The 22143-nt window shown below is 62.8% G+C and carries 22 protein-coding genes and 1 pseudogene; 10 read left to right on the top strand and 13 right to left on the bottom strand.

The features are described 5' to 3' along the window. From AC0L14_RS11370 to AC0L14_RS11335, 8 genes are all read right to left on the bottom strand, one after another. The coding region (locus tag AC0L14_RS11370; protein ID WP_473749485.1) for an ABC transporter ATP-binding protein at positions 1-823 on the bottom strand (823 nt) is incomplete at its 3' end. Then, on the bottom strand, positions 816-1550 hold the full coding sequence (locus AC0L14_RS11365; RefSeq protein WP_473527229.1) for an ABC transporter ATP-binding protein: 735 nt from the start codon (positions 1548-1550) through the stop codon (positions 816-818). The genes AC0L14_RS11365 and AC0L14_RS11370, both read right to left, overlap by 8 nt. Further along, positions 1547-2515, bottom strand: a complete 969-nt coding sequence (locus tag AC0L14_RS11360; protein WP_473527228.1) for a branched-chain amino acid ABC transporter permease — start codon at positions 2513-2515, stop codon at positions 1547-1549. Before AC0L14_RS11360 ends, AC0L14_RS11365 begins: the two co-directional genes overlap by 4 nt. Beyond that, the gene (locus AC0L14_RS11355; RefSeq protein WP_473527227.1) at positions 2515-3381 is read right to left on the bottom strand and encodes a branched-chain amino acid ABC transporter permease; all 867 of its coding nucleotides are present in this window, start codon (positions 3379-3381) and stop codon (positions 2515-2517) included. Before AC0L14_RS11355 ends, AC0L14_RS11360 begins: the two co-directional genes overlap by 1 nt. A 61-nt stretch (positions 3382-3442) precedes the next feature. Next, complete coding sequence (locus tag AC0L14_RS11350; protein WP_473527226.1) at positions 3443-4651, bottom strand: amino acid ABC transporter substrate-binding protein; 1209 nt, start codon at positions 4649-4651, stop codon at positions 3443-3445. A 316-nt stretch (positions 4652-4967) separates the two neighbouring features. Continuing rightward, on the bottom strand, positions 4968-6227 hold the full coding sequence (locus tag AC0L14_RS11345; protein ID WP_473527225.1) for an NAD(P)/FAD-dependent oxidoreductase: 1260 nt from the start codon (positions 6225-6227) through the stop codon (positions 4968-4970). Between the two features lie 15 nt (positions 6228-6242). Next, the gene (locus AC0L14_RS11340; RefSeq protein ID WP_473749483.1) at positions 6243-6560 is read right to left on the bottom strand and encodes a 2Fe-2S iron-sulfur cluster-binding protein; all 318 of its coding nucleotides are present in this window, start codon (positions 6558-6560) and stop codon (positions 6243-6245) included. Between the two features lie 10 nt (positions 6561-6570). Then, positions 6571-7752: a cytochrome P450 gene (locus tag AC0L14_RS11335; protein WP_473749482.1), complete on the bottom strand. Its 1182-nt coding sequence runs from the start codon at positions 7750-7752 to the stop codon at positions 6571-6573. 100 nt (positions 7753-7852) lie between these two features. Here AC0L14_RS11335 and AC0L14_RS11330 point away from each other — a divergent pair, with 100 nt between their 5' ends. Continuing rightward, positions 7853-8809, top strand: a complete 957-nt coding sequence (locus tag AC0L14_RS11330; protein WP_473749480.1) for a LysR family transcriptional regulator — start codon at positions 7853-7855, stop codon at positions 8807-8809. A 69-nt stretch (positions 8810-8878) separates the two neighbouring features. On the opposite strand, the gene AC0L14_RS11325 is transcribed toward AC0L14_RS11330, so the two are convergent. Together AC0L14_RS11325 and AC0L14_RS11320 are read right to left on the bottom strand one after the other, a co-directional pair. After that, on the bottom strand, positions 8879-9421 hold the full coding sequence (locus AC0L14_RS11325; protein ID WP_473527221.1) for a cupin domain-containing protein: 543 nt from the start codon (positions 9419-9421) through the stop codon (positions 8879-8881). Positions 9422-9482: 61 nt separating this feature from the next. Continuing rightward, on the bottom strand, positions 9483-10637 hold the full coding sequence (locus AC0L14_RS11320) for an alcohol dehydrogenase catalytic domain-containing protein (protein WP_473749478.1): 1155 nt from the start codon (positions 10635-10637) through the stop codon (positions 9483-9485). Between the two features lie 294 nt (positions 10638-10931). Here AC0L14_RS11320 and AC0L14_RS11315 point away from each other — a divergent pair, with 294 nt between their 5' ends. The 5 genes from AC0L14_RS11315 (at position 10932) to AC0L14_RS11295 (ending at position 16394) form a co-directional block, all read left to right on the top strand. Continuing rightward, the gene (locus tag AC0L14_RS11315) at positions 10932-11723 is read left to right on the top strand and encodes a fumarylacetoacetate hydrolase family protein (protein WP_473527219.1); all 792 of its coding nucleotides are present in this window, start codon (positions 10932-10934) and stop codon (positions 11721-11723) included. 104 nt (positions 11724-11827) lie between these two features. Next, positions 11828-12727 carry a VOC family protein gene (locus tag AC0L14_RS11310; protein ID WP_473527218.1) on the top strand — a complete coding sequence of 300 codons (900 nt, stop codon included), beginning with the start codon at positions 11828-11830 and terminating at the stop codon, positions 12725-12727. Between the two features lie 79 nt (positions 12728-12806). Then, positions 12807-13688: an alpha/beta hydrolase gene (locus AC0L14_RS11305; protein WP_473749476.1), complete on the top strand. Its 882-nt coding sequence runs from the start codon at positions 12807-12809 to the stop codon at positions 13686-13688. Between the two features lie 32 nt (positions 13689-13720). Next, a complete protein-coding gene (locus tag AC0L14_RS11300; protein ID WP_473527216.1) occupies positions 13721-14758 on the top strand; it encodes an Ldh family oxidoreductase in 1038 nt (345 codons plus the stop codon). Positions 14759-14822: 64 nt separating this feature from the next. Then, complete coding sequence (locus AC0L14_RS11295) at positions 14823-16394, top strand: bifunctional 3-(3-hydroxy-phenyl)propionate/3-hydroxycinnamic acid hydroxylase (RefSeq protein ID WP_473749475.1); 1572 nt, start codon at positions 14823-14825, stop codon at positions 16392-16394. 72 nt (positions 16395-16466) lie between these two features. Here AC0L14_RS11295 and AC0L14_RS11290 read toward each other — a convergent pair whose 3' ends face one another. Beyond that, entirely contained in the window at positions 16467-17084 is a 618-nt protein-coding gene (locus tag AC0L14_RS11290; RefSeq protein WP_167366449.1) for a TetR/AcrR family transcriptional regulator, read from the bottom strand. Positions 17085-17141: 57 nt separating this feature from the next. Further along, positions 17142-17486, bottom strand: a complete 345-nt coding sequence (locus AC0L14_RS11285) for a DoxX family protein (RefSeq protein WP_473749474.1) — start codon at positions 17484-17486, stop codon at positions 17142-17144. Between the two features lie 281 nt (positions 17487-17767). Between AC0L14_RS11285 and AC0L14_RS11280 the strand changes: the two genes are divergently transcribed. The 4 genes and pseudogenes from AC0L14_RS11280 to AC0L14_RS11265 all read left to right on the top strand — a co-directional run. Then, the gene (locus AC0L14_RS11280; RefSeq protein ID WP_473527213.1) at positions 17768-18877 is read left to right on the top strand and encodes an alcohol dehydrogenase catalytic domain-containing protein; all 1110 of its coding nucleotides are present in this window, start codon (positions 17768-17770) and stop codon (positions 18875-18877) included. 99 nt (positions 18878-18976) lie between these two features. Next, positions 18977-19999: an amidohydrolase family protein gene (locus AC0L14_RS11275; protein ID WP_473527212.1), complete on the top strand. Its 1023-nt coding sequence runs from the start codon at positions 18977-18979 to the stop codon at positions 19997-19999. Between the two features lie 67 nt (positions 20000-20066). Next, entirely contained in the window at positions 20067-20738 is a 672-nt protein-coding gene (locus AC0L14_RS11270; protein WP_473527211.1) for a 4-carboxy-4-hydroxy-2-oxoadipate aldolase/oxaloacetate decarboxylase, read from the top strand. Between the two features lie 168 nt (positions 20739-20906). After that, positions 20907-21089 (top strand): annotated as a pseudogene (locus AC0L14_RS11265) (transposase domain-containing protein); the annotation flags it as partial. Between the two features lie 9 nt (positions 21090-21098). On the opposite strand, the gene AC0L14_RS11260 reads toward AC0L14_RS11265, so the two are convergent. Further along, a complete protein-coding gene (locus AC0L14_RS11260) occupies positions 21099-22070 on the bottom strand; it encodes an adenylate/guanylate cyclase domain-containing protein (protein WP_473527210.1) in 972 nt (323 codons plus the stop codon). Positions 22071-22143: the final 73 nt, after the last annotated feature.

Below are 22143 nucleotides of genomic sequence, written 5' to 3'. Positions count from 1 at the left end.
CCGTCCGTGCGGGGCGCGGGCGGCCCCTATGGCGTGGTTTGGCGCTTTCTGTTTTTGGGGTTGTTTTGGGGGGGGGGGGGGGGGGGCCGGCGCCGCCCCCCCCCCCCCCCGCGGCGGCGTCGCCGAGGTAGGCACTCATGACCTTTGGATCTTTGAGCAGGTTTGGCGCCGTGTCCTCTCCGACGAACCTTCCCGTCTCGATCAGGTAGCCGCGATCGGCGGTCTTGAGGCTCAGCCGCGCGTTCTGCTCGACGAGCAGGATGCCGAAACCTTCGGCGGCGATGGTGGCCAGTGACTTGAACAGCTCCTTGGACAGCAGTGGCGACAGGCCGAGCGAGGGCTCGTCCAGCATCAGGATGTCCGGCTTCGACATCAGCGCCCTGCCGATCGCGACCATCTGCTGCTCCCCTCCCGACATCGTCTGCGCCAATTGGCGACGGCGTTCGGCGAGCCGGGGGAACAGCCCGTAGACAAAATCAAGCATCTTGCCCGCGTCAGGCTTCGCGCGCCTGGCATGGCTTCCAAGCCGCAGGTTCTCCGCCACGGTGAGTTCGCCAAAGATGCCTCGGCCTTCCGGGACGAGCGCGATCCCCTCCTCCACCATCAGATGGGCGTCGAGTTTCGTGACATCCTTGCCGTTCATGACGATCCTCGTGCCGGCCTCCGTCCCGACGAGCCCGGCGACAGCGCCGAGGAAGCTGGACTTTCCCGCGCCGTTGGCACCCAGGATGACGCAGATCTCGCCTTTGGAAACGCGTGCGGAAACGCCTTCGAGCGCAACATGGCGTCCGTAGCGGACGCCGAGATTGGACACCTCAAGCATCGTCGTCGTCCCCCAGATAGGCGCGGACAACCTCCGGGTCGGCCAGGACGCTGGCCGAGATGCCGTCGGCGATCTTCGTACCGGAATTCATGACGACGCAGCGTTGGCAAAGCGAGCGGATGGCATCCATCACATGCTCGACCATGATGATCGTCCGGCCCTGCGCACTGATCTCGCGGATGAGCGCCATGCCGATCCTGAGTTCGCTGGGGTTGAGGCCGGCGAGCCACTCATCGAGCAGCAGGACATGAGGGTTGCTCGCAAGGGCACGGGCGAGCTCTATTCTCTTCTGGTCGATATAGGTCATTGCCGCCACGGGAATCTCCTCGCGGCCCTTCAACCCGACCCGTGCCAGCAGTTCGCGGGCAAGCGTCAGTGCCTCGCCGCCCCAGAGCCTGTTGTGCCCGAAGACGGCGCCGGCGACGACGTTCTCCACCGCGCTCATGGACGGCAGGACGCGTACCAGCTGGAAGGTCCGGGCAACCCCGATCCGGGCGATCTTGTGGGCTGCCAGTCCGGCGATGGGCTGTCCGGACAGGAGAATATTGCCCGATGTCGGCGACAGCGCCCCCGATATGAGGTTGAGCATCGTGGTCTTGCCTGAACCGTTCGGGCCGATCAGTCCCAACAGCTCACCCTCGGCGACCTCGAAACTCACATCGTTGACGGCGACGAGGCCGCCGAAGGCCTTGCGCACCCTGTCGATGGCCAGCAAAGGAACGCTCATCTCCCCTCCTCCACGGTCGTTGCCAGCAAGCTCTGGTCGGTTGGGCGGCGACGACGGAACAGGCTTTCCAGCTGGCCCGTGACACCGTCGGGAAGCACATAGACGATCGCCAGGAAAGCGATGCCAACGATCACCGCCGTCTGGTTAGGGAAGTGGCCCGAGATGAAGTCCATCACCAGGGTGAAAGGGACGACGCCGACCAGGGGACCCCACAGGCGGCGTGTCCCGCCGAGCAGAGCCATGATGACCACGAGGAAGGACGTCATCGGATTGAAGGCCGCGTCCGGCGTGATGTAGGAATAACGAGGCGCCATGATTGCGCCGGCCACGGCAATGAAGGCCCCCGAGACCGCGAACAAGATGATCCTGGCGCGAGCGGTGTCGACGCCGACATGACGCGCCACGGCCTCGTCATTGCCGATGATGCGCAACGCCAGGCCCAGCCGGGACCTGTTGATGAGCCACCCGGTCATGAACACGACCACCGTCAGCGCAAGCAGCATCCAGTAGAGATGCGCCTCGGTGAGATCGGTGAAGACGTATAACCCGATCGTGCCGCCGAAATTGGTTTGTACCCAGGTCACGATCTGGCCCATGAGTTCGGCAAGGCCTAGCGTGAAGATCACGAAATAGACGCCTGAGAGCCTGAGGGTCGCCAATCCGACCAATATGGCCAGCAAGGCGCTGGCTGCGACAGCGATGAGGATGAGCGCCGGGAAAGGCAGGACGTCGATGAAGATCGCGACCGAATAGGTTCCGACGCCGAAGAAGGCGGCGCTCGCCAACGAGACCAGGTGCGTGGGCCCGGAAAAGAGTGCCCAGGCCGTGCATATCGCCGCATAGAGCATGATGTTCACGCTGACCGACAGCCAGAACCCCTCGGTGACCAAGGGAAGAAAGGCCAGCACAGCCGCGCCGCCAAGGCCGGCACCAACAGCCAGAAGTTCATTGCGCGGAATGTTCATCACGCCGGCCGCTTTCCGAAGATGCCCTGCGGCCGGAACAGCAGAACGAGGATGAAAAGGGCGTAGTTGGCCGCCAGCGTCAGCCCCGGGTCCAGCAGGCTGGCGACGAGCGTCTCGGTCAGGCCAAGCACGAGGGCGGCGAGAACCGCGCCACGAATGTCGCCGACACCGCCCATGATCACGATGATCAGCGCCTTCATGGTGAACAGCACGCCCATCGACGTGTTGAACGTGTAGAAGGTCGACAGCAGCGTGCCGGCGCAGGCCGTGATCGAGCCTCCCAGGGCAAAAGCGAAGGCCGCCGTCCGGCGCACATCGATCGCCACGAGCCTTGCGGCGCGCGGATCGACGGCGACGGCGCGAACGGCCGTGCCGCGGTCGGTGTGGTAGAGGAAGACGTAGAGAGCGGCGGCGATGACGGCCGCGGCGACAAAGGCCACGACGCGGTTGAGGCCGAACGAGTCGCCCATGATCGAGAAGGGCTGGGCGAGGAACTCATAGTTGAAATAGGACCCGCCGAAGGCCTGCAGCATCAGCCCCTGGAACAGGAACAGCAGTCCGAAAGTCGCCAGGATCGAATCGACCTCGAGCATGCCTCGGTTCTTGGCCCGCTTCACCAGAGGCTGCATCAGCCAGGCATAGATCAGCCAGTTGACGACGAAAGCGCCGGGGCCGATCACCAGCAGGCCAAGAAGCGGATTGATGGCGTAGCCCGTATACAGCCAGAAGGTGACGAAGCACGCGGCGACGAGCGTCTCGCCATTGGCGAGGTTCATTATGCGCGCCACGCCGTACTGCAGCGTGAGCCCGAGGGCGATGAGCGTATAGGTGCCCCCAAGGAGCAGGCCTGTCAGCAGGATGAGCATTGGTATTCTCGCAGTGAGGGCCTGGCGCCACGAGGACGCCGAGGCTCCTGGGAGGATCGGATCAGTTGCTGGGCCAGACGGGCTTGATCACTGGCTGCTGCGCGCCCTGGAGGTTCCCGGTCGCCCTGACGCCATGAACGACGCCATCGCTCCACTGGCCCACCGTCCAGTTGTTGTTGTTGATGTTATTGTCGAAGTGGACATCGCCGATGACGGTCTTGAAGGTGCCCGACTGGATTTCCTTGTTGAGCGCTTCCTTATCCAGGCTGCCGACGTGCTCGACGGCCTGTTGCAGGATCTCCAGGCTGGCATAAGCCACCGGGCTCGCCCACCAATCGGCTTCCTGACCCGTCACCTCGAGGTGCTCCTTGCGATAGGCCTGGAAGACGGGATCGCTGGCATTGACACCGCCCATGATCAGGACCCCGTTGCCAGCGGCGCCAAAGCGCTTTCCGTAGGCGTCGAGATTGCCGCCGACGCTGACGAAGAACGCCTTGACGTTGAACTTCTGCAACTGCGCCTGCTCGGTGAGAGCGAAGCTGTCCGGCGGGTAGGAGTAGGCGACGAAGGCATCGGGGTTCGCCGCCTTGGCGCTTGCTATCACGGGAGCGACGTCCTGGTTGCCGAGCGGATAGGAGCTTTCGTAGACGATATCGAAACCGGCCTGCTTGAGCGCCGGCTTGCCGGTCTTGATCATCTCGAGGCCGAAGGCATCGGAGACGTTGACCACCGCGACCCGATTGCCGATCTTGCCGGCGTCGCGCAGATCCTTGAGCGTGCCGACGATGCCGTCGGCGATGCCCTGTGCCGGACCGAGCAGCCAGAACGTGTTCGGCCAACGCTTGACGAATTGGTCGAGATCGTTGGCATTGCCGGTGGAGACGATCTGCGGGTAGGCATATTTCGCGATCAGCGGAGCGGTCGCGAGATTGAGGCCTGTCGAATATGGCGGGATGATCAGGTCGACCTGGTCCTGGGTGGCGAGACGCTGAATGTTCTTGACCGCCTCTTCCGGCGACGACTTGTCGTCATACTCGACGATCTCGATCGGCCGCATCTGATCGCCGACCTTGAGGCCGCCGGCCTTGTTCACCTTCTCCGCCCACAGCTTGATGTTCGGCCAAAGGACACCTGACGCGCCGCCCGAGAGCGGCCCGGTCTTGGATGCACTGACGCCGATCCTGACCGGCTCCTGCGCCAAGGCGGCGCCGAACGTGCCGGCCACCAAAGCCGCCGAAAGCATGAGTACGTTGAAACTGCGTCGCAACATCGATTCCTCCCAGTTCTGATTGCAGGGGGCGCCCCCTCGCCTCGCGTCCCGCGAGAACGAGTTGATCGCCCGATCCTCTAGCGAATTGCTTAGGCCATTTTCCTCCGATGATCCAGCTAATTTCGTAATATCTAATATTTTCGTTATTTTTGCGGGCGACGCCCGACCCGAGGCGACTTGGCCGGAGCACGAGGCTGCGCCCGTCCAAAACCGCTTCCGCCTCACCCCACCAAGATACCAAATGGTATTCAGATACTAATAAGAATGTCAACATTAAAAATCTGCCGGTGCGTCCCTACTCCCCTCCGGGTCGGCCTCATTTCGAGCTCGCCAGGGCCTCGAGCGCCAGCGCCGGATCCGCTACCTGAGCAGGGTCGAGGCTGGCCGACACGGCAAGGAGGCGCTTTCCGATCAGATAGTCGCGCGGCGCATTCAGCCCGTCGACGGCGACGAACTGCCCCTCGCGGTAGTACCAGTGCGACCGTCCTGGGCCCGCCCCCTGCCTGACAACCACCGTATCGCCCGTTCTGGACAGGCCGGCGATCTGCAGCTTGAGATCGAACTGATCCGACCAGAACCACGGCTTCGGCTTGTAGGGCTGGCGCGCGCCCATAATGTTGCGGGCGACCAGGTCGGCGCTGTCGATGGCGTTGCCGACGCTTTCCATCCGCAGCGATCCTCCCGGCAAGGAGAAGTTGGCGCAGTCGCCGGCAGCCCAGATGAACGGATCACCCGTGCGCCCGTACGCGTCGGCAGCGATACCGTTGTCGATAGCGAAACCCGCCTCTGCAGCCAGCGTCGTTTGCGGCATGCCGCCGATTCCCGCCACGACGACGTCGGCGGCGATGATCGTGCCGTCGCCGAGCCTGGCGCCAGTAACGCGATCAGCGCCGAGCAACTCGCTCACCGCCCTGCCGAGATGGAACGTCACGCCCCTGGACCGGTGAAGGTCTTCCACAGCCCTCGCCGTTTCCGCCGAAGCCACCCGTGCGAGCGGCCGATCGGTGGCTTCCACGACATCCACTGTCATGCCGAGCCCACGCGCGACGGCGGCGATCTCGAGGCCGATATACCCACCGCCGATGACAAGGAGCTTGCCACGCGTTTCGAGCGCAGGCCGCAATGCATCGATGTCGGCGAGCGTGCGGATAGTGAAGATGCCCGCAAGGCCGCGCGAAATCGCCTGCGGAAGCTTTCGGGCGGTCGCTCCGGTTGCGAGCACGAGACGGTCGTAGGCAAGCATGCCGCCATCGGCGAGGCATACGCGCCGCCGGCCGCGGTCGATGGATGCGACGCGCGTTCCCAGTCGCAACGCGATCCGGTTCTTTGCGTACCAGTCCTCCGCTTTCAGCTTCAACCGGTCCCGCTCGAGTTCGCCAAGAAGATAGGCCTTCGACAGCGGAGGACGCTGGTAGGGAGCATCGGCCTCGTCCCCGATCAGGGTGAGCGACCCAACAAAACCGTTCGCCCGCAGCTTCTCGGCCGTCGACAGGCCGGCCTGTCCGGCGCCGACGATCACGATGCTGCTTTCGTTGCCGGGTACGGCGGTGGCGGGATGGTCGACGTCGTGGAGCATGGCCAGCCGCAACCGCTAGGCGGCCGGAATGCGGACGGAAACGTTGTCCAGCGCGTCGATCACCTTGATCTGGCAGCTCAACCGGCTTCCAGGTTCACGCGGTGCTTCGGCGAAGTCCAGCATGTCGTTTTCATGTTCGCTGATGGGTCCGAGCCTCGACATGATGTTCTCGGGAAGCACGACATGACATGTGGCGCAGGCCGCCGAGCCGTTGCATTCGGCGATGATGCCCGGAACGCTGTTTTCAAGCGCGGTTTCCATCAAGGTGCGGCCGCTCTGGGCCTCGACGGCGAGCTCGGCGCCGTCGGCGAGGAGGAACCTGATCTTCGGCATGAAACTCTCCTCAAGCGTCCCAGACAACGGGCATGTGCGTCGGGCCACGAAACACCCAGCCCCGGATGCGGACGTGGTCCGGATTCTTGAGCCTGAGATTGCGCAGCCGCTCGAACACCGTCGGCACGGCGATCTGGCTTACCAGCGCGCGCGACACCCATGTCCCGGCGCAGAAATGCGATCCGGCGCCAAACGCCAGGTGGGACTTCTTCTCCCGGAACACATTGAATTTCTCCGGATCGCTGAAACGGCTGTTATCGTGGTTGGCGGCGCCGACGCATAGACCGACCTGCTCGCCCTTGCGGACCAGCGTCCCCGAGATCTCCGTGTCGCGGGTCAAGCGGCGCGGATACATGCCGATCGGCGAAATCCAGCGCACCGCTTCTTCGAACGCCTGCCCCCAAAGCGAAGGCTCGGCGCGAATGCGCGCGAGCTGGTCCGGGTTCTGCAGCAGGCCAAGGATCAGCGTAAGGATCGAGTCGCGGGTCTCGTTCAGCCCGCCCCCGATCGCGACCTTGATGTTGGCGTAGATCTGCTCGACGGTCTGCGGAGGATCGGCCTGGAGCATCGAAGACAGCATCGAAGGATTTGGATTGTCCCGATGATGGGGAAGCATCCTGTCGACGGCGCTCTCGACGCCGCTGGCTGCTTCCCTCGCCTTGCGAGCGATCTCCGGGTTGTGGGAGTAGTTGCCGGAACCGTCGATCAGCGACTGCGACCACAGTGCCATCGTGCGCCAGTCGACGCCGTCGAAACCCAATATGTCGGCCAGTGCTCGTGCCGCGATCGGCGCTGCGAGTTCCTCGAAAAGTTCGGCCTCGCCCCGGTGCTCGATCTGCGAAATAACGTCGTCGCAAATGGCCCGCATGGGGTCGGCCCAGCACCGCTTGACGACGCCAGGCCGCAGGCTCGGATCCATCGCCGCCCTTTCGCGGGCATGATCGTCGCCGTCCTTGCGCATCAGGTTCGGCCCGATCACCGTGTTCAGCAGCGACTGCGGATTGATGGAGGAAAACGTCTCGGGGTCGCGTTCGATGGCCATGATGTCGTCGAAGCGCGTGACCATCATGATGTTGGCCGCCTCGACCTTGACGACCGGCCCGAGGTCGCGGACGCGCTTGAAGACCGGATACGGGTTGGCAAGCAGGTCTTCGAACGCAACGTCGTCGACCACTTTCACGGCTTCGCTCATGATTTCCTCCTGTCGGGGAACGGCGTACGAAATCCACGTGTATTCAGCAATGCGATGAGTTAGATAGAGGTCATCGAAAATTTGCATGAGGAGGATAGCAATGCTGCCCGACGAGCTTGCCAGTGTGGACCTCGCGGCCCTGCAGACGCTTGTTGCTGTCCAGGACCGCGCCTCGTTTTCGGACGCCTCCCAGCTTCTCGGCGTCAACCAGTCCACCATAAGCTACGCCATCAAGAGGCTGCGAAAGGCCTTCAACGATCCGCTGTTTGTCCGCCAAGGCAATTCGATCGTGGCAACCGATAAGGGCGAACAGCTGGCCCAGCAGGCACGCGGCATCCTTGAGCAGATGGCGGCGCTTTCTTCGCCGTCGGGTTTTGATCCAGCCACGGCCGAGGGAAGCGTGACGGTGTCCTGCAACCATCATGAGCGGATGTTTCTCATTCCGGACTTTCTGCGGCGCGCGCAGAAGGAGGCGCCGCAGGCGACGATCCACATTTTCGAGTCCGCCGTCGACGGCAAGCAGCAGTTGAAGGAGAACACCTGCGATATCGTGCTTGGCCCGGTCTCGATCCTCGGGGACATCTACTACCGTAGGAAGATGTTTTCGGATCACTATGCGTGCGTCATGGACCCGGCGCACGAACTCACGCGCGGAGCACTGACGCTTGAGCGCTATTGCGCCTCGCGGCATGTCGCGGTCACCCATAACGGGCGCTGGGAGGCTCTCTATTTCGCGGCGCTGCGCGCCAGGGGCATCGAGTTGGAGCCGGACGTCACCGTCTCCAGCCATGACATACTGGAACGCCTGATACCGGCCTCCGAATTGGTAGCGACGATACCGTATCGACTGGCGCGTCGCCTTTCGGACAGGCTCACTTTGCGCCCGTTCCCGATGGACGTCTTCATCCAGGTCGACATGTACTGGACCGAGCGCACGCACCATTCCGGCCTGCACCGCTGGGCCCGCCAGATCCTGGCCGAGGTCGCCGAGAAGAATCTCGGCGACGGGGACCCGCACACAGCAAGACGAGATGACCGCCTGACGGGCGGACAGTAAGCCTGGGCAGACGAAGCCGGTGCCGCGCAAGCGGAGCGCACTTTGCGATCGGCCCGGGAGCGACAACGCCTAGACCGTGGTCGCTCCGAGCATCACGACCGAGATCGTCACCGGCTCGGCGAAGGGATTGCGCCAGGCATGGCGCGCGCCCTGCTGCACCACCGTATCGCCCTGTGCCAGCTCGACGGTCTTGCCGTCGTCAAGCTCGAGGACAAGCCGGCCCTTGACGACGGTGACATAGTCGACCGTCGGCGTCTGGTGCATGCCGGGATTGTCCATCTCGAAGCGCTCGGCGATGCCGGGCGCGGCCTTCAGGTGCTCCGGACCCGCCAGTTCGGGCTTCCAGTCGGGCGACATCATCACGCTGTCCGGCGGAAAGGTGATCATCCAGAACACCGAACCACCGACCGAAGCGAGCATCGTGCTCTCGCTCGCCATCGGGTCGGCACCGTCCCGTTTGGCCAGATCCGGCGTCCCGTCGATCTTCCACTGCGGGGACGAAATCAAACCGGGCGTGTGCTGCAGCGCCACCTCGCGCGGCGAGGAGCCGTCGCTGATGAATACCGATTTTCCTGCTGCGTTCTTTCCGGTGACAACGCGGCGAATGGTCATGTCTTGATCCTCCCAGATAACATAAATACCGTCAGGTATCAGCATACCCAAACGTATGCAATTACGGATGGATCACAAAATTTGAGAACCCGCCATGGCGCTGGGCGATACCCGAAATGGCCTCATTGACCTTGCTCATGGGCGTCGCCTGGGTTTCCAGGAGGTCGAAGCTGACCTTGCCGATCCCGACGAGGTCAGCCATTTCCTGGCCTTCGGACGTCGTCAGCCATGCCGAACCGATAAGACGCTGGTTGCGGTCCATCATCATGTGGACGTCAACGGGAACCGCACCCATCACGGCGCCGATGTCGACGGCGATACCGCCGCGGCGCAGCGCCCTGAGGCCCGCCAGGAAAGGCTCTTGCGGCGTGCCGGGACCGTTGCAGTCGATGAAGGCGTCGACCCCCTCGCCATGCTCCGTCCTGGAACGGGCCCATTCGTCGGGCGATCCGTCGTCAAGCGAATGTGTCTCGATGATGCCGGGCGCCAGCGCTTCGATCTCCTTCAGCAGCTTCCTGTCGCGACCGGTGCCGAGAATCTGCTTGACCCCGAACGACGGGCCGAACACTGCGATCGATATGCCGAGCGTGCCGGAGATGCCATTGACAAGGATCGTGTCACCGGGACCGACCTGCGCTTTCTTCAGAGCGGAATAGCCGGTGCCCATGTAGCCGAGCCGCGCCGCCTGATCGAAGGTCATGTTGTCGGGCAGAGCCACGATCGCCGACGCCGGCGCGGCCATGTACTCGGAAATACCGCCGACCGGGTAGTCCTCGAATGTCTGGAGCGCTTCATGGCTAAAGCCGAAATAACCCTGGAAGGCGTAATGGCGGCAGGAGATCGTGTCGCCGCGCCGGCAATGACGGCAAGAGCCGCAGGAGCGCCCCGGATTGACGTAGACCCGATCGCCGGGCTTCAGACTGTGGACCTGGCTGCCGACCGCCGCGATCTCGCCGGTCGGGTCGAGGCCGAAAATCGCCGGCAGCGGCGGCTGCGGCATGTGGGGAAACCAGGTCGGCCACATCGCCAGGATGTTGGCGAGGTTCGGCACGATGCCGCACGATCTGACGCGAACGAGCACGTCCATCGACCCAAGCTTCGGGACCGGCACTTCCTCGATCCTCAGCTGGCCGCCGATCTCATGCATGCGCGCGGCCTTCATCGTCTGCGGAATTGCTGTCACGTCGATACCTCCCGTTCGCTCAAACCAGCGCATGCCGAGTTTCTCTCGCGCATATGGGCCTCCTCCCGAGGCCAGACCGGTGATCGCATAGATTTTTCGAAATATCAACCTTTTTTCGTAACTTTGTGATGGACTCGCACGACGCCCAGGCAGCGGTCAGACCATTTTCGGCCTGAGTTCGGTTGCTTGTCGCCATTTACGATGGCTTGCCTATTTTCGAAAATCAGGTTTACTCCAAGACGGAAGTGCCTGCTTTTAAGGTACGTCGTAATGGGTGAGCCTTTGAAATTCGCTTCTTTCGTTGAACGCAACGGTGCCGGCTACGGAATGGTTGACGGTGAAATCATCCTGCGGCTGGATTCGGTTCCCCGCGCGCCACCGGATCTCAAAGCCTATCTCGATAGCCGGTTTCCCGACCTCACGCCCGATGAACGCGATCTCGAAGCCTTGCCGCTGGCTGAGGTCAGCCTGCTGCCGCCAATTCCCAACCCAGGCAAGATCTTCTGCGTCGCCACCAACTTCCACGAGGATGACAAGCCGGCGCCACAGTTCCCGCTGCTGTTCATGCGCCACGCGCAAGCACAGACCGGCCATGGAGGCGCGATCCGGAAGCCGGCGGTTTCCGACAAGCTGGATTTCGAGGGTGAGTTGGCGGTGATCATCGGCCGCCGCGCACACAAGATCGTGCGCGGCGAAGCAATGGGCTACGTCGCCGGCTATTCATGCTTTAACGAGGGGAGTGTGCGCGACTGGCAGAAGCACTCGAGCCAGTTCACGCCCGGAAAAAACTTCTACCACAGCGGCGCGTTTGGTCCCTGGATGGTCTGTACGCGCGAGATTCCGGACCCGGCACGCCTCGTTCTGGAGAGCCGGGTCAATGGCGTGAGCAAGCAGTCGATCGCGATCGACCGGATGATCTTCGATATCCCCTGGCTGATCTCCTACATCTCGACATTCGCCCCGCTCGACCCTGGCGACGTCATCGTTTCAGGCACGCCATCAGGCTTCGGCGCAAGCCGCAATCCGCCTGAATTCCTTTTCCCTGGCGACGAGGTCGAGATCGAGATCCAGGGCATTGGAACGCTGCGAAACACCGTGATCTCGGATCAGTCGTCCTGACATTTCGTAATAATATCTTTTTTTCGAAATTTGTTGCCGTGGCGCTGAGTTTGATCTAAGGAGATCGCCAGGACCACGCTGCGGCCATAGGAAGGAGACTGGTGATGCACCTGGTGTTTGGGGTCGGTCACATAAAGCTGAATGTCCGTGACGTAGACGCCGTGATCCACGACTCGACGGAGATTCTCGGCCTGCGGGTCACCAAGCAGGCGGCGGGCGAGACATGGCTGAGCTCGAACGGCCGCGAAGCAGAACTCGTGCTTCTCCATTCCGAGGAGAATTCCTGCCACACGATCGGGCTCGAAGCGCTGACCGAGGAGGCTGTCGCGGAAGCCGCCTCGCGTGTCGACGGCGCCGGCTGCCGGATCCTCTCGCGCGAACCCAGCCTGGTGTGCTGCGATGCCGGCGTCACCTTCGCGACGCCGGACGGTCTGCGCTTCGAGGTACACACCCCGGCGCGCGACGACATGTACAATCCGCGCTACCCGACCAACGGCATCAAGCCGCGGCGGCTCGACCACATCAATCTCATCACGCCCGACCCGGTCGCCACGAGGCAGCAGCTCTCCGAAATCTGCGGCATGCGGCTCACCGAGCGCATGGTCAACGAGGCTCTGAGCTGGATGCATGGCGGCAACCGCCAGCACCACATTCTGGGTCTGGTGAAGGGTCCGGTCGGGCTTCACCACTACTCTTTCGAATTCAGCCACTTCAGCGACTATTGCCGGCTTGGCGACATTCTCGACGGATTCAACCGCCAGGTCCTTTGGGGGCCGGGCCGCCATCGTCCGGGCGACAACACCTACGCCTATTACCTCGATGCCAGCGGCGCGATGGTCGAGTGCTCCGGCGCCATGCACATGGTCGCCGACGACGCCCACTTCGTACCCAACGTGATCACCAATTTGGAGCGCCCGGGAAACGTCCGCCAGATGAATGTCTGGGGTTCTCCCGCCCCCCAGGAATGGCGCGAGCACCATTTTCCATTCGCCGGGATCGACTGATCCGGAGGGCTCGGCGGCAGACCACACAGGCAAGCAAGGCGAAGCAGCTCGGGGCGCTGCTTCGGATAGGAGATAGTTTATGCAGGAAAAACTGACGTTCGAATCCGACGGCCTGAAATTGTCGGCGGTTCTGCACATTCCCGACAGCCACCGTCCCGGACAGAAGCTGCCGGCATTCATTGTCTGCCACGGCTTCGTCGGTTCCAAGGACGAGTCGCACGCCCAGATCCAGGCGGAGATGATGGAGACGTTCGGCTATGCCGCGCTGCGCTTCGACTTCCGCTGCTGCGGCGAGAGCGAGGGCGAGCGCGCTCAGGTGCGCTGCTTCGATCAGGTCGCCGACGCAAAGAACGCGCTGACCTTTCTTGCCAAGCGCCCCGAGATCGACCCGAAGCGAATCGGCATCACCGGCCACAGCTTCGGCGCCGCGGTTTCGGTCTATACGGCCGGCGTCGATGAGCGGTTCGCGTGCGTCATCTCCTCATGCGGCTGGGGTCACGGCGAGCGGAAGTTCCGCGGCCAGCACCCAACGCCGGAGGCCTGGGAGCGCTTCATGGGCCTGCTCGAGAAGGGACGCGAGCATAAGCGCGCAACGGGCGAAAGCCTGTGGATCTCAAGGTTCGACGCGGTGCCGATCCCGGAAAAATTGCGCACGAACCTGTCGCCCAAGGCGATCATGGAAATCCCGACCGAGACGGCATGGAGCATGATGAACTTCAGGGCGGAGGACGTGGTTGCCGACATAGCGCCCCGGCCTGCCCTGTTCTTCCACACCGCCGACGACATCATCACGCCGACCGAGCAGTCCATCCGCCTGTTCGAGAAGGCCGGGCAGCCGGCCGAGCTGATGCTGATTTCGGGCACCGCCCACTTCCCGCTCGCACCGGAGGACGCGCCGCGCACCAAGATGATGCTCAAGGTCTGGCTCGACAAATTCTTCCCGGCAACGCCGACAGTTTGAGGTCGATGCGGCCAGACAAGGAGACATTCGGCATGCCCGTCGCCCAGGAAAACGAACTGACCGATTTTGCGACCGCGCTGCTCAATGCTGCCGGCTATACGCCGGACGAGGCGGCACAAACCGCGCGGCTGCTGGTGTGGGCCAATATGCGTGGCGCGGATTCGCACGGTGTTCTCAGGATCCCGCGCTACGTCGAGATGATCGAAACCGCTGTCGTGTGCGCCGGTCAACAGCCGACGCTGATCCGGGAGTTCGGGGCGACCTGCGTCTTCGACTATGGAAAGGGGCCGGGCGCGGTCGCCATGATGCACGCGGCAGGCAAAGCCGCCGATCTGGCGGAAGCGTTCGGCATCGGCTGGTGCGGCGCCCGCGATGTATCCCATGCCGGCGCGATCGGCTATTTCACCACCAAATTGGCCGAACGCGGGCTCATCGGCATCGCCATGACCGCATCGAGACCGCTCATGAGCTATTTTGGCGCAAAGGGCGAGGCGCTGTCGACCAATCCGCTGTCGATCGCCGTGCCGCGGCCCGATGGCGCCGATCCGATCGTGCTCGACATGTCTACCGCCGCCGTTGCGCTCGGCAAGATCATGGCGGCGAAGGATTCGGGCAACCCAATCCCAAAGGGTTGGGCCATCGACGCCAACGGCATCGAAACGCAGGATCCGCATGCCGTGGCAGCCATACTGCCGATGGCCGGGCCGAAGGGATCCGGTCTGTCGCTGATGATCGAAATTCTGTCGAGCGTGCTGGTGGGCAACGCCGTCATCGCGCCGTTCCTGCGCGGCGACAAGAAAGGCGGCTTCAATGGCCTTGTGCTTGCCATCAATCCGGCGGCCTTCGGCGACATCTCGTCCATTCTCGCCTCGGTGGAAAGCCTCGCCGGCGCGATCCATGCGCTCGATCCGGCGGTCGGCTCCGATGGCGTCAAACTACCCGGCGAACGCGGCTTCCAAACCGGGCGGGAGCGCACCGCCAACGGCATCCCGCTGGCGAAGGGCACGGCCAGAAACCTCGCCGATGCAGCCGTCCGGCTGGGGCTCAAGGTGCCGGCCTTCCTGCAGTGATGGCAAGTGGCAGCCCACACCAAGCCCTCCAACAAAGGACCGAAACCCAGCGGGGGTCTCACTGATGACGCACGATGAGGCGGACGTCGTGGTGGTCGGGCTCGGCCCGGTCGGCATCACCTTGTGCAATCTTCTTGCGGCAGCAGGCGTCAGGGTGGAAGGCATAGACGCCGCTGACGACGTCTATGCACTGCCTCGCGCGATCGGCATGGACCACGAGGTGATGCGGATATTCCAGAACATCGGCGCGGCCGACGCCGTGGCCGCAGCGACGGGGCACTATCGCCCATCGGAATACAGGTCCGCCGACGGAACCCTGTTGCGCCGGTTCGAGTCCCCTGCCGAGCCCTACCCGCTTGCCTGGCCGCCATATCTGACTTTCCTTCAGCCGGATCTCGAAAGGGCTCTGCGCGCCAATGGCAAGAAGTTCCCCCACCTGACGCTGCGCACGGCAACGGAACTCGTCGGCCTTGAGAACCCCGATAGACCGATCCTGACCTTGCACGACAAGGCGAGCGGCGAGCGCACAAGGCGCGCGCCCCGCTATGTCATCGGTTGCGACGGCGCGAACAGCTTCACACGGCGCGGGCTCGGCGTCGCGCTGGAGGACCTCGACTTCGACGAACCCTGGCTCGTGGTGGACATGATACTGGAGGATCAGCACGCGCCATTGCCAGAGACCAACGTCCAGTTCTGCGATCCCGTGAGGCCGCATACGTACGTGTGTGGGCCTGACCAGCTACGCCGCTGGGAGTTCATGATCCTGCCGGATGAACATCCGGCGGAGATCAACCGCCCGGAACGTATCTGGCAATTGCTTTCGCCCTGGCTTCGGCCGGACCAGGCCAGGCTGTGGCGCTCGGCGACCTACAACTTCCACGCCCTTGTTGCGGAGCAGTGGCGCGTGGGCAGCGTCTTTCTAGCCGGCGATGCCTGCCACATGACCCCGCCGTTTCTCGCGCAGGGAATGGTGCAAGGCATCAAGGATGCAGCCAATCTTGCTTGGAAGCTGGCCCGTGCGATCGGCAGCGGATCGGAGCACCTCCTCGGCACCTACCAGGCCGAGCGCAGGCCGTTCATGCGCGAAGTCATCGACATCACCAAGCGGCTTGGACAGTTCATCTGCGAGCTGGATCCGGACAAGGCACAGGCGCGCGATGCCGAGATGGCCGCGGCCCTGCGCGCGGGCCAAGGTGTTCAGATCCGGCAGAACCTCTTTCCGCCCATCCGTCGTGGACTTGTCGCCAGCAACATCGATGGCTCGCCGAGCCCTGGCGCCGGTGAGCCATGTCCTCAACCCTGGATTATCGGGCCTTTCGGCCGGATGCGGCTCGACGATGCGTTGCCACCAGGATTCCAGCTTCTCATCGCCGGACACATGGACCCCTCGCCCACCCTCCTGGACAAGGCGCGGCAGGTGGGCATTGCCGTGCATCGCGTGGCGCAGGAGAAATCCTACCCTTCGCTGCTGGTGGAAGAGGACCGCGTTCTCGTCGACTGGCTGACCGCGAAGGGCGCGCGCGCCGCCCTGGTGCGGCCGGACCATGTGGTCTTCGGTACGGCCGCGGACGCGCGGGGGGCCGAGCAGCTCGTGTGTCAACTCCAGATGATGCTGGTGGCGGCACCCGACAAATGACGTGTGCTTGCGTCGTGCGCCTGGACGGCCTCGACTGCGAGCCGGGACTGGCCGGTGCGTATCGGAAGCGCCTTATTTGCGGGCTGGCTGCTTCATGTGGCGATAGAGGTGGGCCAGATGCATTGAGGTGAGCGTCGCCCGCACCATCTCGCCCGGTGAATCGTCCTTCATGAAGCTGGAGAGGCCGCCATAGATGAGTTCCAGAACGACGCCGCCCACATAGAGTGGTTCGATATCGGAACCGCCATAGGGAAAAAGCTTTGCGGACAGCAGCTTGCCCAGACCTTCCCACTGGTCCTTGAACAGGCGCAGATGCCGCTCTTCCAGTGTGTTGTCGCGGCGGGCGATACGCAACAGGTCGATGGCAAGCGTTCCCCAGCGCTTGTCCTTCGCTCGCTGGTTGGCCCAATCGCACATCGCATCGATGATCTTTTTCGGGTCGTCGTAGCCGTCAAGCAGGCCGGTGAGTTCGACCACGTCGCCACCGGCATGGCGCTCGAGCAGTTGAAGGAAGATGTCTTCCTTGTTCTCGAAGTTCGAATAGAAGGCGCCCTTCGAATAGCCGGCTTCTTCCGCGATACGTTCAATGGTCGCGCCGGAGTAACCATCGCGAGCCACGACATCGCTCGCCGACAGCAAAAGCTTCTCACGAGTCAGAGCCTGGCTCTGTTCGCGCGTCAGTCGCGCCATTCTCTATCCTTCCAAGCCATTCATCGGGATACCTTTGGTATCCGAATCGGCCGAAGGTTAGAAGGCCGAAACAATACAGGCAAGCGCCCAGAAAATCGGGTATTCGGGACCCATCAGCTGCCAGCGCCAGCGCGGGCCGTTGATCCGCACCACGGCATAGGCCGCTCCCAGCAAGACGGCCACGCCGCACGCCGCAGCCAATCGCGGATAGATGTCGAGCACCATTCCAACGGCGGCAACAAATTCCAGCGCAACCGTCAGCACGATGAAAGGTTTTCCTGGCTTCAGCCCGGCGGCCCCGAACGTCTTCGTCGCCTTTTCGAAGTTCCTGACCTTTCCGATGAGATGCGGGATGAACCAGATCCCGCACAGAATACGCAGGAGATCGATTGGCGTTAGCATGAACTCCGGCACTGATTCCTCCATGTAGAACGTCGATCGGACCGCCCGGCCCGTCCTCCCGTTCCTGATTGCCGTTTGCGGCGACGTTCTCTCAACCAGCGGAGCGAAAGTGTTCGTCGCCAGCCCAACCGGCGCGGCGTTCGCCGGACATTTCCCCAAATGCTGTCGCCCGTGGAAAATGGCTCTTGCGTCACCCAATCCAGATACTGTACGGTATCCACAGTCTAGGAAGAATGTCAACGAGGCATCTCCGCGATCCGGTAAATTGGGAGGAACAGACGATGACGATCATGATGCGGGCGGCACGGCTTCATGCCGTGAACGAGCCGATGCGGGTTGAGGACGTGGCGAAGCCGGTGGCGTCCGGCACGGATGTGGTCGTCGAGGTCAAGGCCTGCGGGATGGTGCCCAATCTCGCCAACGTGCTCAACAACTGGGAAACCTGGTATCCGCATCAGCCGCTGCCGATGAAGCCGGCGATCTTCGGCCTCGACCCCGCGGGCACCGTGCATCAGGTCGGTGAGCAGGTCGTGGCGATCAAGCCCGGCGATCGCGTGTATGTGAATCCGTTGCGCTCCTGCGGCGCGTGTCATCCCTGCGTCAGCGGCCATCAGGCGAAGTGCGAATACTTCACCTTCAACGGCTATTTCGGCTTCAACAGGAACAGCCTCGAAATCTACAAGCGCTATCCGGAAGGCGGCTTCGCCCAGTTCATGCGCGCGCCGCAGAATGCGATCGTCAAGATCCCCGCCAACATGACCTACCCGCAGGCGGCCCGCATGGGTTACCTCGGCACGGCCTATTCCGCGCTCAAGAAGTTCGGCACACCGGCCGGCAGATCGCTGATCATCAATGGCGCGACCGGTACGCTGGGTGTCGGCGCAACTCTCTTCGCACTCGCCATGGGCGTCTCGACGATCTATGCGGTGGCACGTGGCAAACCCCTGCTCGAGCGGCTGAAGCAGCTCGCCCCGAACCGGATCCAGACCTTCTCCAACCAGGACGGCAAGGTCGCCGACTGGGTCTGCTCGCAGACCGGCGGTCTCGGCGCCGACTTCATGCTCGACTGCCTCGGTGCGGTGGCCGACGTCAACGCCATGAAGGACGCCATGATGGGCGTCAAACGCGGCGGCCGCATCGTCAACATCGGCGGCACCGGCAGCGACATGCTGTTCAACACCAAATGGTGGATGGACAATTCGATGGAGCTTCTCGGCTCAGCCTGGCTGACCACGGCCGAGGGCATGGAGATCGCCGATATGGTCCGCTCCGGCGCGATCGATCTTTCGGTGCTGGAGGCGCGGACGTATCCGCTCGAGCAGATCAACGAGGCCATCAATGGCGTCGCCTCCGGTGACGGCGGCTTCACCAACTACGTGCTCGAACCGTAGGAGGGACATCCGGCGGACCTCAAAGTCCGCCGCTTGCCGAAAACCGCGGAACGGCGCAGCGGATCGACGATGCGTCACCTTGTGAGTGAAGAGAACGAAATGATCATCGACTGCCACGGCCACTACACGAGCGAACCGCCCGGGCATCACGCCTTTCGCAAGACGCAGGTCGAGTTCGTCGAAGGGAGGCGCGACGCCATGCCCGCCTATCCCGGCATCGCCGACGACGTGCTAAGGGCGACGATCGAGCAGAACCAGTTGCGCCTGCTGCGCGAGCGAGGCACGGACCTGACCATCCTGTCGCCGCGTGCTTCGGGCATGGGCCACCATATCGGCAGCGCAGAGAACAATGCCGAATGGTCGCGCATCTCCAACGACCTGATTACCCGCATCGTCGACATGTTCCCGGCCAACTTCGCCGGCGTATGCCAACTACCGCAATCGATGAGCGGCGACCTGAAGCCGGTACTTGCCGAGCTCGAACGCTGCGTCGTCGAACTCGGCTTCGTCGGCTGCAACCTCAACCCCGATCCGTCCGGTGGCTTCTGGTCGGCGCCGCCGATACACGATACATATTGGTATCCGCTCTTCGAAAAGATGGTCGAGCTGCAGGTGCCGGCCATGATCCACGTCTCCGGCTCGTGCAGCTCCTGCCTGCATACGACCGGCGCGCACTACATCAACGCGGACACCACCGTGTTCATGCAGCTGATCCAGGGCGACCTGTTCAGCACGTTTCCGGATCTCAAGCTGATCATTCCGCACGGCGGCGGCGCGGCGCCCTACCATTGGGGACGTTATCGCGGCCTGGCGATGATGTTGGACAGACCCGGACTGGCCGAGCACCTGATGCGCAACGTCTTCTTCGACAGCTGCGTCTATCATCAGGCGGGCATCGACACGCTGTTCCGCGTCGTTGGTCCGGCCAACATCCTGTTTGGGTCCGAATTGCTCGGAGCGGTCAAGGCCATCGATCCAGAAACCGGCTTCGCCTTCGACGATACGCGGCGCTACATCGACGCACTTTCGCTCGATGAGGTCGAACGGCACGCCGTGTTCGAAGGCAATGTCCGAAAGGTCTATCCGAGGCTAGATGCGCGGCTGAAGGCGCAAGGGCGCTAGACCAGCCGATGAGCACTGTTCGGGTGCGGCGCCGGATGCCGCACCTCATCATTCCGGGAGAACACTTATGGGCAAAGTCGTCACCAAGTCCGAGCGCACGCCGATCGAGACCTGCGATGCTCTTGGCCAACTTGGCGTGGCCACGGTTCACGAGGCACAGGGGCGGACGGGCCTGCTCGCCGCGCGCCTGCGGCCCATCTATGATGGCGCCAGGATTGGCGGCAACGCGCTGACCTGTGAAGTCGCACCAGGCGACAACTGGATGATCCACGTCGCGCTGGAACAGGCGCGGCCAGGCGACATCCTGGTCGTCACCCCGACCTCGCCTTGCGAGGACGGCTATTTCGGCGACCTGCTGGCCGAATCGGCCAAGGCGCAAGGCATCAGGGGCCTCATCATCGATGCTGGTGTGCGCGATATCTCGACCCTGCGCTCCATGGCCTTCCCGGTCTGGTCGAAGGCGATCAGCGCACAAGGGACGGTCAAGGAGACGCTCGGCAACGTCCAGGTGCCGATCGTCTGCGCCGGCGCCCACATCCGGCCGGGCGACGTCATCGTGGCCGATGATGACGGCGTGTGCGTGGTGCCGCGCGAAACCGCGGGAAGGGTTCTTGAAACCGCCCGCAGGCGCGAGGCGATGGAAGAAGAAAAGCGCAGTCTCTATGCCGCCGGCAAGCTCAGTCTCGATGTCAACGACATGCGCGAGCGCCTGCAGCGCAAAGGCCTCGTCTACGAATAGGCAACCGCATAGCAGGTTCGCCGCCCGCAAGGAAAATCTTGATCCCGCGGGCACGCTCGATCACGCGTGCGCCAAGTCCATTTCAGGACACCGTCGGCCTCGCGCATTGCTGCGCAAGGCCAACGGCTGCCTTAGAATGAACGGCGCTACTGCAGTTAGAATGGCATCGGCGCCGAACACTGGGGAGTCATCGCGTCGCTGATCGAAACCTGCAAGCTCAACAGCGTCGAGCCCCTCGGCTACCTGGCCGATGTCCTCACCAGGATCGTCAACCGTCACCCGAACAGCCAGATCGATGATCTCCTGCCTTGGGCCTATATCCGGGTGCCTGAGCTCAAGGCCGTGGCCTGAAAACAGTGCTTACATTCTGTCCAGGATAACGATCCCGGCACATTCGCCGCCAATATGAAAAAACTTTCCTGTCCCCTTGTCGCCTGTTATTGAACCCTTCAGAATGTTTTTTCCCTCTATCCCCTCGTGAATAAAGGTGAGTGTAATATTTACCGCGCCGTTGCTCGAGACTTTTCCTTTCATTGAGTCGGACGATACGATGCCGTCACTTATTGAAACGTTAGTCGCGATTTCGCGCCAGCCGCAGCTCGCGTTCGTGGCACGTCTGGTTACCTTCCATGTGCCGTCGAAGGCACTTAGAGTCCTACCGAAAAAGCGTTGAGTGATCTCTGATTGATTGAAGGATAGAGCAGCAAGGGTCGCCAACGCGAGCGCTCCAAAGGCACCAATTTGTGTGGAAGGACGACGAAGGAACGCGCGAACCCGCTTCCCAATCCTGGATGCCTGCGATCGTTGACCATCGGCAATTGAATAAACCCGAATGGGTTTCACCATGTTCTTCGCGTAATGCTCGCCGAGCTTGGTGACTGGAAAGCTTATGTGGCCGTCGATCTGCTGCTGCACATTTTCGGAAAGGCAGATTCCCCCCGGATCGGCGAAGGTCTCGAGCCGTGAGGCGACATTGACGCCATTCCCAAGTAGATCGCCGTCTTTTGTTACGACGACATCACCTATGTTGATGCCGACGCGAAACTGCAAACGCTCTCCCGGAGGCACATTCTCGTTGTGCAATCTGTGCGCCTGCTGAATTTCGATGGCGGCCTTTACAGCCTCCACGGGGCTCTGAAATTCAGCGATGACGCTGTCGCCTGCCGTATTGGCGATCCGTCCTCCGCGATTCTCGATGACCCTGTTGAGTTGCGTTCGCAACGCAGATAGTTGAGACAGAGCCCTCTCTTCGTTGCGTTCAACGTGAGCGCTATAGCCGGCGACATCCGCCGCCAGGATCGTCACCAGCTTCCTCTGCCCCATATCGTTCATGGCGAGAGCACGATTCAGATTTCCATGGCCCCGCAAGGAGGGCCGGATGATCGTCAGTTCATGCGGTACACTC

This window comes from Mesorhizobium sp. WSM4841 (assembly GCF_055811515.1).
The sequence above is the reverse complement of the archived record's forward strand: the minus strand, read 5'-3'. Positions and strand labels throughout refer to the sequence as shown.

Excerpts from the sequence above, each read along its gene's own strand:
- AC0L14_RS11275 (WP_473527212.1), top strand. The coding sequence starts at position 18,977 with ATGATCATCGACTGCCACGGCCACTACACGAGCGAACCGCCCGGGCAT.
- AC0L14_RS11365 (WP_473527229.1), bottom strand. The coding sequence starts at position 1,550 with ATGAGCGTTCCTTTGCTGGCCATCGACAGGGTGCGCAAGGCCTTCGGC.
- AC0L14_RS11280 (WP_473527213.1), top strand. The coding sequence starts at position 17,768 with ATGACGATCATGATGCGGGCGGCACGGCTTCATGCCGTGAACGAGCCG.
- AC0L14_RS11345 (WP_473527225.1), bottom strand. The coding sequence starts at position 6,227 with ATGCTCCACGACGTCGACCATCCCGCCACCGCCGTACCCGGCAACGAA.
- AC0L14_RS11315 (WP_473527219.1), top strand. The coding sequence starts at position 10,932 with ATGGTTGACGGTGAAATCATCCTGCGGCTGGATTCGGTTCCCCGCGCG.
- AC0L14_RS11285 (WP_473749474.1), bottom strand. The coding sequence starts at position 17,486 with ATGCTAACGCCAATCGATCTCCTGCGTATTCTGTGCGGGATCTGGTTC.
- AC0L14_RS11305 (WP_473749476.1), top strand. The coding sequence starts at position 12,807 with ATGCAGGAAAAACTGACGTTCGAATCCGACGGCCTGAAATTGTCGGCG.
- AC0L14_RS11335 (WP_473749482.1), bottom strand. The coding sequence starts at position 7,752 with ATGAGCGAAGCCGTGAAAGTGGTCGACGACGTTGCGTTCGAAGACCTG.
- AC0L14_RS11355 (WP_473527227.1), bottom strand. The coding sequence starts at position 3,381 with ATGCTCATCCTGCTGACAGGCCTGCTCCTTGGGGGCACCTATACGCTC.
- AC0L14_RS11350 (WP_473527226.1), bottom strand. The coding sequence starts at position 4,651 with ATGTTGCGACGCAGTTTCAACGTACTCATGCTTTCGGCGGCTTTGGTG.
- AC0L14_RS11260 (WP_473527210.1), bottom strand. The coding sequence starts at position 22,070 with ATGAACGATATGGGGCAGAGGAAGCTGGTGACGATCCTGGCGGCGGAT.
- AC0L14_RS11360 (WP_473527228.1), bottom strand. The coding sequence starts at position 2,515 with ATGAACATTCCGCGCAATGAACTTCTGGCTGTTGGTGCCGGCCTTGGC.
- AC0L14_RS11330 (WP_473749480.1), top strand. The coding sequence starts at position 7,853 with ATGCTGCCCGACGAGCTTGCCAGTGTGGACCTCGCGGCCCTGCAGACG.
- AC0L14_RS11300 (WP_473527216.1), top strand. The coding sequence starts at position 13,721 with ATGCCCGTCGCCCAGGAAAACGAACTGACCGATTTTGCGACCGCGCTG.
- AC0L14_RS11270 (WP_473527211.1), top strand. The coding sequence starts at position 20,067 with ATGGGCAAAGTCGTCACCAAGTCCGAGCGCACGCCGATCGAGACCTGC.
- AC0L14_RS11325 (WP_473527221.1), bottom strand. The coding sequence starts at position 9,421 with ATGACCATTCGCCGCGTTGTCACCGGAAAGAACGCAGCAGGAAAATCG.
- AC0L14_RS11295 (WP_473749475.1), top strand. The coding sequence starts at position 14,823 with ATGACGCACGATGAGGCGGACGTCGTGGTGGTCGGGCTCGGCCCGGTC.
- AC0L14_RS11340 (WP_473749483.1), bottom strand. The coding sequence starts at position 6,560 with ATGCCGAAGATCAGGTTCCTCCTCGCCGACGGCGCCGAGCTCGCCGTC.
- AC0L14_RS11310 (WP_473527218.1), top strand. The coding sequence starts at position 11,828 with ATGCACCTGGTGTTTGGGGTCGGTCACATAAAGCTGAATGTCCGTGAC.
- AC0L14_RS11290 (WP_167366449.1), bottom strand. The coding sequence starts at position 17,084 with ATGGCGCGACTGACGCGCGAACAGAGCCAGGCTCTGACTCGTGAGAAG.
- AC0L14_RS11320 (WP_473749478.1), bottom strand. The coding sequence starts at position 10,637 with ATGCGCTGGTTTGAGCGAACGGGAGGTATCGACGTGACAGCAATTCCG.